Annotated in this window: 10 protein-coding genes; 4 read left to right on the top strand and 6 right to left on the bottom strand. The window is 60.6% G+C overall.

All coding sequences use genetic code 11. The features are described from left to right. Nucleotides 1–568: 568 nt before the first annotated feature. The gene (locus tag CKW16_RS29910) at nucleotides 569–2,662 is read left to right on the top strand and encodes an LTA synthase family protein (RefSeq protein WP_095133062.1); all 2,094 of its coding nucleotides are present in this window, start codon (nucleotides 569–571) and stop codon (nucleotides 2,660–2,662) included. A gap of 60 nt (nucleotides 2,663–2,722) precedes the next feature. On the opposite strand, the gene CKW16_RS29905 is transcribed toward CKW16_RS29910, so the two are convergent. Next, a complete protein-coding gene (locus tag CKW16_RS29905; RefSeq protein WP_174602692.1) occupies nucleotides 2,723–2,881 on the bottom strand; it encodes a DUF3309 family protein in 159 nt (52 codons plus the stop codon). Between the two features lie 280 nt (nucleotides 2,882–3,161). Between CKW16_RS29905 and CKW16_RS29900 the strand changes: the two genes are divergently transcribed. From CKW16_RS29900 to csrA, 3 genes are all read left to right on the top strand, one after another. Beyond that, nucleotides 3,162–3,977: an SDR family oxidoreductase gene (locus CKW16_RS29900; RefSeq protein ID WP_095133060.1), complete on the top strand. Its 816-nt coding sequence runs from the start codon at nucleotides 3,162–3,164 to the stop codon at nucleotides 3,975–3,977. Between the two features lie 64 nt (nucleotides 3,978–4,041). Continuing rightward, nucleotides 4,042–4,374, top strand: coding sequence for a YnfA family protein (locus tag CKW16_RS29895; protein ID WP_095133057.1), 333 nt, complete (start codon nucleotides 4,042–4,044; stop codon nucleotides 4,372–4,374). A gap of 153 nt (nucleotides 4,375–4,527) precedes the next feature. Beyond that, a complete protein-coding gene (csrA, locus tag CKW16_RS29890; RefSeq protein WP_046049117.1) occupies nucleotides 4,528–4,713 on the top strand; it encodes a carbon storage regulator CsrA in 186 nt (61 codons plus the stop codon). Nucleotides 4,714–4,718: 5 nt separating this feature from the next. Here the strand turns inward: csrA and CKW16_RS29885 are convergent, their stop codons facing one another. The 5 genes from CKW16_RS29885 to mnmC form a co-directional block, all read right to left on the bottom strand. Next, nucleotides 4,719–4,946 (bottom strand): YheU family protein, encoded by a 228-nt coding sequence (locus CKW16_RS29885; RefSeq protein WP_003199186.1) that lies wholly within the window; start codon nucleotides 4,944–4,946, stop codon nucleotides 4,719–4,721. 206 nt (nucleotides 4,947–5,152) lie between these two features. Continuing rightward, entirely contained in the window at nucleotides 5,153–6,343 is a 1,191-nt protein-coding gene (locus CKW16_RS29880) for an osmoprotectant NAGGN system M42 family peptidase (protein WP_095133055.1), read from the bottom strand. A gap of 144 nt (nucleotides 6,344–6,487) precedes the next feature. Further along, nucleotides 6,488–8,233 (bottom strand): N-acetylglutaminylglutamine synthetase, encoded by a 1,746-nt coding sequence (gene ngg / locus CKW16_RS29870; protein WP_095133054.1) that lies wholly within the window; start codon nucleotides 8,231–8,233, stop codon nucleotides 6,488–6,490. Between the two features lie 3 nt (nucleotides 8,234–8,236). Next, nucleotides 8,237–10,009 (bottom strand): N-acetylglutaminylglutamine amidotransferase, encoded by a 1,773-nt coding sequence (locus CKW16_RS29865; protein ID WP_095133052.1) that lies wholly within the window; start codon nucleotides 10,007–10,009, stop codon nucleotides 8,237–8,239. Nucleotides 10,010–10,133: 124 nt separating this feature from the next. Continuing rightward, entirely contained in the window at nucleotides 10,134–12,116 is a 1,983-nt protein-coding gene (gene mnmC / locus CKW16_RS29860; protein ID WP_095133050.1) for a bifunctional tRNA (5-methylaminomethyl-2-thiouridine)(34)-methyltransferase MnmD/FAD-dependent 5-carboxymethylaminomethyl-2-thiouridine(34) oxidoreductase MnmC, read from the bottom strand. Nucleotides 12,117–12,236: the final 120 nt, after the last annotated feature.

The following is a 12,236-nucleotide window of genomic DNA, read 5'->3' as shown; positions in this document are numbered from 1 at the left end:
GCTGTGGCTGTGGCTTTTGATTTTGATCTACTGCCCCTTTCCCAGAGGCCGAACGCAGGCGTTGCGCAGGGGGCACCGCGGCAAGGATGCCGCGGTAGCCGCCCCCGGCCATGGATGGCCGATGGCGGCGGGCCCCCGGAGCAATGCCGGAGTGAGGGCATGCCGAGCCTGGGCGAGGCACCGAATGGCGGGGCAGGAGCCCTTGGTTACTTGGGGCTTTTCCAAGTGACTCGCTGTAAGAGCGAAACCGCCAGTCGCCGTAACCGCAGAAACGGATATGCCCCCGATCAAAGAGCACAGCCGAAACGAATACGCCCCCGAACTAACCGGCATCAGAAGCAGGGGCGGACTTTATTTTGTTTCCGAATATACGTTGCACGAAATTTTCACAAAGCCTCCAAGACAATTCGCCCGCGCCAAACATGCCGGACAGTAATCAATGGCAATGCCGCTGTTGATCGTGCAACATTTGCGCACCGCGCAAGCCCCGGGGCCGAGTACTGGCCAACAGAGGGCAAGGCGCCGCTGTATTTTTGAAACTTCAACTTCCAATGGGTCCTAAAACGACATGGCAAACCCGGACGCCCTGAGTCAGCAGCGAGCTTCTAGTCGCCTGCTGCAACCGACCGTCAAATCGCATCTGGCCTACACGCTGCTGTGTGCCCTGGTCATGATGGTCATGTTCAGCCTGCTGCGCGTTGCGCTGCTGGTTTACAACCGCGAGATGATCCTCGACACCCCGGCCTCGACCTTTCTCGAAGCGTTCGCCAACGGTCTGCGTTTCGACCTGCGCCTGGTGGTCTACCTCAGCATTCCATTGCTGCTGGCGCTGTTCAGCGCCCGAGCGATGGCTGCACGCGGATTCTTCCGGTTCTGGCTGACCATTGCCTCGAGCATCGCGCTTTTCCTGGGCCTGATGGAGATGGACTTCTACCGCGAGTTCCACCAGCGCCTCAACGGCCTGGTCTTCCAATATGTAAAGGAAGACCCGAAAACCGTGATGAGCATGCTCTGGTACGGTTTTCCGGTGGTTCGCTACCTGCTGGCCTGGGCCGTGGGCACGTTGATCCTGACCCTGGCGTTCAAGGGCGCCGATCGCGCCACCCGTCCTCGTGGTCCCTTCAGCGGCGGCAGCATCGGCACGCGCAAGGTCGCCCCGTGGTACTCACGCATCGCGGTGTTTGTCGTCTGCCTGCTGGTCTGCGTGGTCGCCGCTCGTGGCACCCTGCGTCAGGGCCCGCCGATGCGTTGGGGTGACGTCTACACCACCGACTCGAACTTCGCCAACCAGTTGGGCCTCAACGGCACCTTGTCGCTGGTCGCCGCGGCCAAGAGCCGGATGTCCGAAGATCGCGACAACATCTGGAAGGCCACCCTGCCACAGCCTGAAGCGCAGAAAGTCGTGCGTGACATGCTGGTGATGGCGGACGACAAACTGGTGGATGCCGAAACCGCAGCCGTGCGTCGCGACTACACGCCGCCGGCCGACAAGACTCTGCCGATCAAGAACGTCGTCGTGATCCTGATGGAAAGCATGGCCGGTCACTCGGTGGGCGCCTTGGGCGCACCGGGCAACATCACGCCGTACCTCGACAAACTGTCGAAGGAAGGCCTGATGTTCGACCGCTTCTTCTCCAACGGCACCCATACCCACCAGGGTATGTTCGCCACCATGGCCTGTTTCCCGAACCTGCCAGGTTTCGAATACCTGATGCAGACGCCGGAAGGCAGCCACAAGTTGTCCGGCCTGCCGCAATTGCTCAGTGCCCGCGACTATGACGACGTGTACGTCTATAACGGCGACTTCGCCTGGGATAACCAGTCGGGTTTCTTCAGCAACCAGGGCATGACCAACTTCATTGGTCGTAACGACTTCGTGAACCCGGTGTTCTCCGATCCGACCTGGGGCGTGTCCGACCAGGACATGTTCGACCGTGGTCTGGTAGAGCTCAAGGCACGGGAAAACGGCAAGCCGTTCTATGCGCTGCTGCAAACCCTGTCCAACCACACGCCATACGCCTTGCCGACACCATTGCCGGTTGAGCGCGTGACCGATCGCGGTAGCCTGAACGAGCATTTGACCGCCATGCGCTATGCGGACTGGGCGCTGGGCCAGTTCTTTGAAAAGGCCCGCAAGGAGCCGTATTTCAAGGAAACCCTGTTTGTGATCGTCGGCGACCACGGTTTTGGCAACGAGCGTCAGATCACCGAAATGGACCTGGGCCGCTTCAACGTGCCGATGCTGATGATCGCACCGGGCATCCAGGAAAAGTTCGGCGAGCGTGACCATACCGTGGGCACTCAGATCGACATCGTGCCGACCATCATGGGCCGTATTGGTGGCGAAGTGCGTCATCAGTGCTGGGGCCGCGATTTGCTCAACCTGCCTGAAGGCGACACCGGTTTCGGCGTGATCAAACCGTCGGGTAGCGAGCAGACCACCGCCATCATCACGGCTGATCAGATTCTGGTGTTGCCGAAGGAAAAGGAAATGGCGCCGAAGATGTACCAGTACGAACTGGGTGCGACACCTCACGCCGAGATCGTTCCGGATGCACCGCGTACCGCTGAGCTGAAGCTCAAGCTCGAAGCGTTCCTGCAAACGGCGACCAAGAGCCTGATCGACAACACCGCCGGTGTGGTTGATGGCCAGCCGGACTAAGTCTTGCTGCAATAAAAAAGAGGCCCTTGAAAAGGGCCTCTTTTTTTGCCTGTTAAACCTTCATATCTTGCCGAGCAACAGCAGGATCAACAGCACCACCAACACCACGCCGATGATACCCGACGGGCCATAACCCCAACTTCTGGAGTGCGGGAAGACCGGTAAACCACCTACCAGCAGGAGGATCAGAATAATGATTAGAATTGTGCCCATGTCTATTTCCTTGTTGGAAGTGTTCTGGAATTACCTGGCGTTTAATGGTCAGCCGGGCTGCTATAAAACCGGGCTGCTTACAAAATCCGACTGTGGCGTATGAAAGAAAATTCCAAGTTTTTTTAATGTTTTTCGAAGAAAGGCTTATTCCGTTTTTTATTGCACAAGTTGGTTCAGGCACTCTCCCGGTTTGCTCGGGCCATTCAGCAATCTGATGGAGCGTGGGTCGGGCATTGTCCTTCGCTACACTCGATGCATCTTCCCCGGAACAACAAGGCTGTTTGCTATGCAAAATCGCATGATGATCACTGGCGCGGGCTCGGGCTTAGGTCGCGAAGTCGCGCTGCGCTGGGCGCGTGAAGGCTGGCAGCTGGCCTTGTCGGATGTCAGCGAACCCGGTCTGCAGGAAACCCTGAAACTGGTTCGCGAAGCCGGCGGCGACGGTTTTATCCAGCGTTGCGACGTGCGCGATTACAGTCAGCTGACCGCTTTCGCCCAAGCCTGCGACGAGAAACTCGGTGGCATCGATGTCATCGTCAACAACGCCGGCGTTGCCTCGGGCGGGTTCTTCAGTGAACTGTCGCTGGAAGACTGGGACTGGCAGATCGCGATCAACCTGATGGGCGTGGTCAAGGGTTGCAAGGCCTTCCTGCCGCTGCTGGAAAAAAGCAAAGGCAAGATCATCAACATCGCGTCGATGGCCGCCCTGATGCAAGGCCCGGCCATGAGCAACTACAACGTCGCCAAGGCTGGTGTGGTGGCGTTGTCCGAAAGCCTGCTGGTCGAGCTGGCGCAGCAGGAAATCGGCGTGCATGTGGTGTGCCCGTCGTTCTTCCAGACCAACCTGCTGGACTCGTTCCGTGGCCCGACGCCGGCCATGAAAGCCCAGGTCGGCAAGTTGCTGGAAAGCTCGCCGATCACCGCGACCGACATTGCCGACTACATCTATCAGCACGTTACCGCTGGCGAATTCATGATTCTGCCTCACGAACAGGGCCGTATGGCCTGGGCGCTCAAGCAGAAGAACCCGCAATTGCTCTACGACGAAATGACCGCAATGGCCGACAAAATGCGCGCCAAGGCCAAACAAACCGCAGGCTGAACTTGCCCGTACGCAACACCGTCGTTAGGGTGGCCGCCATCGGCCATCCTCACGGGACGTTTGCATGCTCAATTATTTGTGGTTTTTCCTCGCCGCGCTGTTTGAAATCGCCGGCTGTTTTGCCTTCTGGATGTGGTTGCGCCAGGGTAAAAGCGCCTGGTGGGTCGTGCCGGCTCTGCTCAGTCTGACCTTGTTCGCGCTGCTGCTGACCCGCATCGAAGCGACCTACGCCGGTCGCGCCTATGCCGCTTACGGTGGCATCTACATCATCGCGTCGATCGGCTGGCTGGCGGTGGTCGAGCGGATTCGTCCGCTGGGCTCGGACTGGCTCGGCGTGGCGCTGTGTGTGATCGGGGCCAGCGTCATCCTTTTCGGCCCGCGTTTCGCCGCTTCCTGAAGGATCGGTCCTTCATTCAATGGGTTTGTCGGACGTTTCCATAGGATCTGTTCGGGGGGCGCTGTAGGGCGGGACTGATTTGCTGCTGTCGCATTGTAGGCCCGCTGAGTGCAGGGCATCTTCAGGGTTCGATAACCCTGAAGGACTAATGCCATGCTTGTACTCAGTCGCGTTGTGGGCGAGTTGATTTCCATCGGTGACAACATTTCCGTGCGCATTCTTGCCGTCAACGGAGGCAGTGTGCGCTTCGGTGTCGAAGCGCCGCAAAACGTCAATGTGCACCGGGCCGAGGTCTACGACCGCATCCAGCTCAAACTGGCGAAAAACAAAGGACGCTGAAGACCTCAGTCAAACAGGTGCTTGGGCACATCGTGCTTGAGCATCAGCTGGCATTGCTCGCTTTCCGGGTCGAAGACAATCAGCGCCTGGCCCTTGGTCAATGCCTGGCGAACACGCAGAACACGGGTTTCCAGTGGCGTGTCATCGCCGTTGTCCGTACCGTCACGGGTCACGAAATCCTCGATCAGGCGGGTGAGGGTGTCGACTTCAAGTTGGTCGTGGGGAATCAGCATAGGCACCTCGGCTAAACAATGGCGCGATGCTACGGCGAATGTAGGGTTGCGGCTAGCCTGCTGGCCCTGTGTGGTGATCGTTGATCGTTCCCACGCTCCGCGTGGGAATGCCTCAAGGGACGCTCCGCGTTCCAGCTCTCGAAAGGGACGCGGAGCGTCCCGGGCTGCATTCCCACGCGGAGCGTGGGAACGATCAAAGGTAACACTCAGCTGTCGGACCGCTGCCCCACCAGACTATCCACCGACGGCACCCGCGTATCACTTTCCATCTGCGTCTCATGTTCGATCTGATGACTGAACCGGTCCAGTGACCCTTTGGCTGGTTGTGCATCGCTGGCAAACACCGGCGGGCTCAGAATGTAGGCGCCGAGCAATCGACTGAGCGCAGCGAGGCTGTCGATGTGGGTGCGTTCGTATCCGTGAGTGGCGTCGCAGCCGAAGGCGAGCAGGGCGGTGCGAATGTCATGCCCGGCAGTGACCGCCGAATGGGCATCGCTGAAGTAGTAGCGGAACAGGTCGCGGCGCACCGGCAACTCGTTGTCACTGGCCAGGCGCAGCAGATGCCGCGACAGGTGATAGTCGTAAGGTCCGCCGGAATCCTGCATTGCCACGCTCACCGCGTGTTCGCTGGAATGCTGACCCGGCGCGACCGGGGCAATGTCGATGCCGACGAATTCGCTGACGTCCCACGGTAACGCCGCCGCCGCGCCACTGCCGGTTTCCTCGGTGATGGTGAACAGCGGATGACAGTCAATCATCAGCTCTTCGCCGCTGTCGACGATCGCTTTCAGCGCCGCCAGCAATGCCGCCACACCGGCCTTGTCGTCGAGATGACGGGCGCTGATGTGGCCGCTTTCGGTGAACTCCGGCAAAGGGTCGAAGGCGACAAAATCACCGACGCTGACCCCCAGCGAGTCGCAATCGGCACGCGTGGCGCAATAGGCGTCCAGGCGCAATTCGATGTGATCCCAACTGATCGGCATTTCATCCACGGCGGTATTGAACGCATGCCCGGAAGCCATCAGCGGCAGCACGCTACCTCGGATTACGCCATTGTCGGTAAACAGGCTGACCCGGCTGCCCTCGGCAAAACGGCTGGACCAGCAACCGACAGGCGCCAGGGTCAGACGGCCGTTGTCCTTGATCGCGCGAACCGCCGCGCCGATGGTGTCGAGGTGAGCGGAGACCGCACGGTCGGGGCTGTTTTTCTTGCCCTTGAGGGTGGCGCGGATGGTGCCGCGGCGGGTCATCTCAAAGGGAATGCCCAGCTCTTCAAGCCGTTCGGCGACGTAACGCACGATGGTGTCGGTGAACCCGGTCGGGCTGGGAATGGCGAGCATTTCCAGCAGGACTTTTTGCAGGTAGATCAGATCCGGTTCTGGAATTTTGCTGGTCATGGAAACTCCTGATGAGGTAAGCGTTGATCGTTCCCACGCTCTGCGTGGGAATGCCTCACCGGACGCTCCGCGTCCGCTTTTTGGACGCAGAGCGTCCCTGGCTGCATTCCCACGCGGAGCGTGGGAACGATCAGGAAGGGGGGGCTAAGCCGCCGGCTGACTGTGCGGAAACAACAAATCCACAAACCGCTCGGCCGTCGGTTGCGGTTCATGGTTGGCCAGGCCGGCGCGCTCATTGGCTTCGATAAACACATATTCCGGTTGATCGGCAGCGGGCACCATCAGGTCGAGCCCGACCATCGGAATGTCCAGCGCCCGCGCCGCTCGCACCGCCGCATCCACCAAGGTCGGATGCAGGATCGCCGTCACATCCTCAAGAATCCCGCCGGTATGAAGATTCGCCGTACGCCGTACGAACAGATGCTCACCGGCCGGCAGAATGCTGCTGTAGTCATAACCCGCCGCGTGCAAGGTGCGCTCGGTCTCATGGTCCAGCGGGATTTTGCTTTCACCGCTGGTCGCCGCCTGACGACGCCGGCTCTGGGCTTCGATCAGCGCACCGATGGAATGCTGACCATCACCGACCACTTCAGCCGGTCGGCGAATGGCCGCGGCGACCACCTCAAAACCGATCACCACAATTCGCAAATCGAGACCTTCGTGGAAACTCTCCAGCAGCACGCGACTGTCGAACTGACGGGCGGATTCAATGGCTTGCTGGACCTCTTCGATGGTCCGTAAATCCACCGCGACGCCCTGGCCCTGTTCGCCATCCAGCGGTTTGACCACCACCCGTTCGTGCTCATCAAGAAACGCCAGATTGTCATCGGCGTTGCCGGCCAGTTGCTGCGACGGCAAGTTCAGGCCGGCGGCCTTGAGCACTTTGTGCGTCAGGCTTTTGTCCTGGCACAACGTCATGCTGATGGCGCTTGTCAGATCGCTGAGGGATTCACGGCAACGTACGCGGCGTCCGCCATGGATCAAGGTGAACAGGCCGGCATCGGCGTCATCGACTTGCACTTCGATGCCGCGACGGTGCGCTTCCTCAACGATGATCCGTGCATAAGGATTGAACTCCGCTTCAGGACCCGGACCAAGAAACAGCGGCTGATTGATGCAGTTTTTGCGCTTGATCGCGAAGGTCGACAGGTTGCGAAACCCCAGCTTGGCGTAAAGACTTTTCGCCTGCCGGTTGTCGTGCAGCACGGACAGGTCCAGGTAACTCAGCCCACGGCTCATGAAGTGCTCGATCAAATGCCGCACCAGCACTTCACCGACGCCCGGTCGCGAACATTGCGGATCGACCGCCAGGCACCACAGGCTGCTGCCATTTTCTGGATCGTTGAACGCCTTGTGGTGATTGAGGCCCATGACACTGCCAATGATCGCGCCGCTGTCCTCATCTTCGGCCAGCCAATACACCGGGCCGCCCTCATGGCGTGGGGTCAGCAGACTCGCGTCGATCGGCAGCATGCCGCGCAACTGATACAGCTGATTGATCGCCAGCCAGTCCGGATCGCTCTGGGCCCTGCGGATGCGAAAGCCACGAAACACCCGAGTGGACTGGCGGTAGTCGCTGAACCACAGGCGCAAGGTGTCGGACGGGTCGAGGAATAGCTGGGCTGGCTCCAGCCCCAGCACTTGCTGAGGCGCAGCCACGTACAGGGCGATGTCGCGCTCACCGGTGTGCTCGTTGAGCAGCTCTTGGGCCAGGCTCGCCGCATCCGGGAAGGTATGACCGATCAGCAACCGCCCCCAACCGCAATGCACGGCGATCGGTGCGGCGCCCAATTCACTGCCGTCTTCGGCCAGACGCGCCTGCAAGCGTTCGTATGAGGGTGCCTGACCGCGCAACAAGCGTTGGCTGTAGGCCGTGGCGTGGGGTTTCATCGATCAGATTCCTTGTTCGCTGAGCCACAGGTTCAGCGCCGCCAATTGCCACAGCTTGGAGCCGCGCAATGGGGTTAATTGACCTTGTGGGTCGGTCAGCAGGCGATCGAGCATCTCTGGCTTGAACAGGGCGCGATCCTGACTCGGATCGAGCAGCAGTTCGCGCACCCAGTTCAGCGTGTCGCCCTGCAAATGCTTCAGGCCCGGCACCGGGAAGTAGCCTTTCTTGCGATCGATCACTTCACTCGGAATGACCAGGCGCGCGGCTTCTTTCAAGACTTGCTTGCCGCCGTCCGGTAGTTTGAATTTACCCGGCACGCGGGCCGACAATTCCACCAGGCGATAGTCGAGAAACGGTGTGCGCGCTTCCAGGCCCCAGGCCATGGTCATGTTGTCGACGCGTTTGACCGGGTCGTCCACCAGCATGATCGTGCTGTCCAGACGCAAGGCTTTGTCCACCGCAGCATCGGCGCCGGGCTGTGCGAAATGTTCCTTCACGAAGTCGCCAGCGGCGTCATTTGCTGTCAGCCATTTCGGCTGCACGGTGGCGGCGTAGTCGTCGTAGCTGCGGTCGAAAAACGCATCGCGATAGGCCGCGTACGGATCATCGGCACCGTCGACTTGTGGGTACCAGTGATAACCGGCGAACAACTCGTCCGCACCTTGGCCGCTCTGCACCACTTTGCAATGCTTGGCCACTTCGCGGGACAACAGATAGAAGGCGATGCAGTCATGGCTGACCATCGGCTCGCTCATGGCGCGGAACGCTGCGGGCAGTTGCTCGATGATCTCTTTTTCGTCGATGCGCAATTGGTGATGCTGGGTGCCGTAGTGCTTGGCGATCAGGTCCGAATACTGGAACTCGTCGCCGCGCTCGCCGCCGGCATCCTGGAAACCGATGGAGAAGGTCGACAGGTTTTCAACACCGACTTCACGCAAAAGACCGACCAGCAGGCTTGAATCCACACCGCCCGAAAGCAGAACACCCACATCGACCGCTGCACGTTGACGGATCGCCACCGCGTCGCGGGTGCTATCGAGTACACGGTCGCGCCAGTCTTCGAGTGTCAGATTCATCTCGTCGGCGTGTGGGCCGTAGGGCAGGGTCCACCAGGTTTTCTGCTCGGTGGTGCCATCCGCTTCGATGCGCATCCAGGTCGCCGGTGGCAGTTTCTCGATGCCGGCCAGCAAGGTGCGCGGCGCCGGGACCACTGCGTGGAAATTCAGATAATGATTGAGTGCCACCGGATCGAGGATCGGGTTGATGTCGCCGCCCTTGAGCAGCGCCGGCAACGCCGAGGCAAAGCGCAGGCGCTGGCCTGTGCGCGACAGGTACAGGGGCTTCACGCCGAGACGGTCGCGGGCGATGAACAGGCGTTGGGCGTCACGCTCCCAAATGGCGAAGGCGAACATGCCGTTGAGCTTGGGCAGCAATGCTTCGCCCCAGGCGTGATAACCCTTGAGCAGCACTTCGGTGTCACCACCGGAATAGAACGCGTAACCAAGGCTTTCAAGCTCGGTGCGCAGTTCCGGGAAGTTGTAGATCGCGCCGTTGAAGGCCAGGGACAAGCCCAGTTGGTTGTCGACCATCGGCTGCGCCGAGCCGTCCGACAGGTCCATGATTTTCAGGCGACGATGGCCCAGGGCAATCGGCCCTTGGGCATGAAAGCCCCATGCGTCAGGGCCACGCGGGGCCAGGTGATGGGTGATTCGTTCAATGGCTGCAAGGTCTGCAGGTTGATGATCAAAACGTAACTCGCCAGCTAATCCGCACATAAATTCCTTACCGGTTTTTCCGTTGGGGAGGGTCAATCGATACCGCGCCAAAAACGGCGGGTACTCAGAAACTGACCCGGCTGAATCCCCGGAGTTTTAGACCGATAAGTTATAAGGCGCGCCGTCAGACTTTTCCGCGGATCAACTGGCGCACGGCGAAACGGTTGGGATGGCAGGCCTCGGCAACCGTTCTGGGCAGGGGCAGCGGTTCGTTTTCGATCCATGCCGCGAGCAATTCACCCGACAGTGGCGCGGTGATCAAGCCGCGAGAACCGTGGCCGCTGTTGACGTAAAAACCCTCAAGCCAGGGGCAGGGAATGTCCGGTACTTGCCGGGCGTCCTTGCTCAGTACGGCGTAGGCGTCGACGAAGGCTGCTGGTTCGGCCAACGGGCCAACGATCGGCAGGTAGTCCGGGCTGGTGCAGCGGAACGCGGCGCGTCCTTCAAGCTGCTGCGGGTCCAGTGCCTGAGCATGCAGTCGCGTGGCCAGGTCAGGGGAGATTTCCTCGAGCAAGGCCAGGTTGCCGAGGTGTTCGGCGAGGGTTGGGGTCAGGTCATCGCTCTTGAAGTCGAAGCTGGCGCCGAGGGTGTGTTCGCCCAGTCGCGCCGGCGCCACGTAGCCTTCGGCGCAGACGACGGTGGCCAGGCTCTGGCTTTCAGGGGTTTGCGCCAGTCGGGTGATCTGGCCACGAATACGTTTGAGGGGCAGCTCGGCGCTGTGTGGAAAACGCTTGATCTCGGCGGCGCCGGCGAGGATCACCACGGGGGCACTGGCCAGCAAATCATCACCGTCCCAGGCCTGCCACTGATCATCAACCTTGCGCAGTTCCAGTACGTCGCGATGGGGCAGCCACTGGATGTTCGCCGAAGATGCCTGCCAATGGCACAGCGCCGGCGGATGAACCCAGCCGCCTTCCGGGAAAAACAATCCGCCGTGTTCCAGGGCGATCCCGGCCTGAGTCTGTGCTTGCGGTTGATCGAGCAAGTGCACCAGGTCTGGTGAAAAGGCGGCGGCCAATTGCGCCTGACGCTCGGCTTCCTTGGCGTTGAAGGCCAGTTGCAAGACCCCGCAATCGTCCCAGTCGACGCCACGTTGCAGATGTTCAAGCAAGCGCCGGGTGTGACCGAAACCACTGACAATCAACTGCGACAACGCGGTGCCATGGGCTGAAAGCTTGAGATACAAAACGCCCTGAGGATTGCCCGAGGCTTCCTGCGCCAGCGCATTGTGACGCTCCAGCAGACTCACTTGCCAACCCCGCGCCGCCAGGCTGGCGGCGCTGGCGCAACCGGCCAGGCCGGCGCCGATCACCATCGCACGCCGCTCGCCGTTCAGTGGCGTCGGCCGAGCAAACCACGGTTTTGCCACAGCGGGCACCGGGACTTCCTCTGGCCAGCCGAGAAACACGCCCCGCAGGATTTCCCATTTGTGGCCAATGCCGGGCGTGCGCTTCATCTTGAAGCCCGCCGCATTCAGCAGACGGCGCACCCAACCGGTGCTGGTGAAGGTGCTGATGGTCGAACCGGGGGCCGCCAGGCGCGCCAGTTCGGCGAACAGTTCGGCGGTCCACATGTCGGGGTTTTTCGCCGGGGCAAAACCGTCGAGAAACCAGGCATCGATCTGCGCGTCCAGTTGTGGCAATTGCTCCAGCGCATCACCGATCAGCAGGGTCAGGGTCACGCGGCCGTTGTCCAGCACCAGGCGCTGGAAGCCTGGGTGGATTGCGATGTATTGCGTCAGCAGTTGATCGGCAAACGGTTTGAGTTCCGGCCACAAGGCCAAGGCGCGCTGCAGATCGGGCAGGCTCAGCGGGTACTTTTCGACACTGACAAAATGCAGCCGCGCTCCGATCACCGCGTGCTGTTCGAACAACTGCCAGGCGCAAAGGAAATTCAGCCCGGTGCCGAAACCGGTCTCGCCAATCACCAGTCGACCGCCGGCCGGCAACGCGGCAAAGCGTTCACGCAAAGCGTTCTGTTCGAGGAATACGTAGCGGGTTTCGTCCAGCCCCGACAGATCGGAAAAATACACATCATCGAACACCCGCGAACGCGGGAGCCCTTGGTCGTCCCAGTCGAGCTGGGCGTGGGGCAATACAGGTTTCATGGCAGGCTCGGCAACGGCAAGGCGGCCATTCTAGCCGATCGCCGGAGCGGTGCTTGATCCATGGCAACGCGTGCGTTCGCAGATTCGCTGAAAATCTGTAGCAGCTGCCGAAGGCTGCGT

Source organism: Pseudomonas sp. Irchel s3h14, assembly GCF_900187425.1.
Classification (GTDB): domain Bacteria; phylum Pseudomonadota; class Gammaproteobacteria; order Pseudomonadales; family Pseudomonadaceae; genus Aquipseudomonas.
Note: the sequence above shows the minus strand (reverse complement) of the source record. Positions and strands in the feature narration are given on the sequence as shown.

Excerpts from the sequence above, each read along its gene's own strand:
- CKW16_RS29910 (WP_095133062.1), top strand. The coding sequence starts at position 569 with ATGGCAAACCCGGACGCCCTGAGTCAGCAGCGAGCTTCTAGTCGCCTG.
- CKW16_RS29900 (WP_095133060.1), top strand. The coding sequence starts at position 3,162 with ATGCAAAATCGCATGATGATCACTGGCGCGGGCTCGGGCTTAGGTCGC.
- CKW16_RS29895 (WP_095133057.1), top strand. The coding sequence starts at position 4,042 with ATGCTCAATTATTTGTGGTTTTTCCTCGCCGCGCTGTTTGAAATCGCC.
- csrA (WP_046049117.1), top strand. The coding sequence starts at position 4,528 with ATGCTTGTACTCAGTCGCGTTGTGGGCGAGTTGATTTCCATCGGTGAC.
- CKW16_RS29885 (WP_003199186.1), bottom strand. The coding sequence starts at position 4,946 with ATGCTGATTCCCCACGACCAACTTGAAGTCGACACCCTCACCCGCCTG.
- CKW16_RS29880 (WP_095133055.1), bottom strand. The coding sequence starts at position 6,343 with ATGACCAGCAAAATTCCAGAACCGGATCTGATCTACCTGCAAAAAGTC.
- ngg (WP_095133054.1), bottom strand. The coding sequence starts at position 8,233 with ATGAAACCCCACGCCACGGCCTACAGCCAACGCTTGTTGCGCGGTCAG.
- CKW16_RS29865 (WP_095133052.1), bottom strand. The coding sequence starts at position 10,009 with ATGTGCGGATTAGCTGGCGAGTTACGTTTTGATCATCAACCTGCAGAC.
- mnmC (WP_095133050.1), bottom strand. The coding sequence starts at position 12,116 with ATGAAACCTGTATTGCCCCACGCCCAGCTCGACTGGGACGACCAAGGG.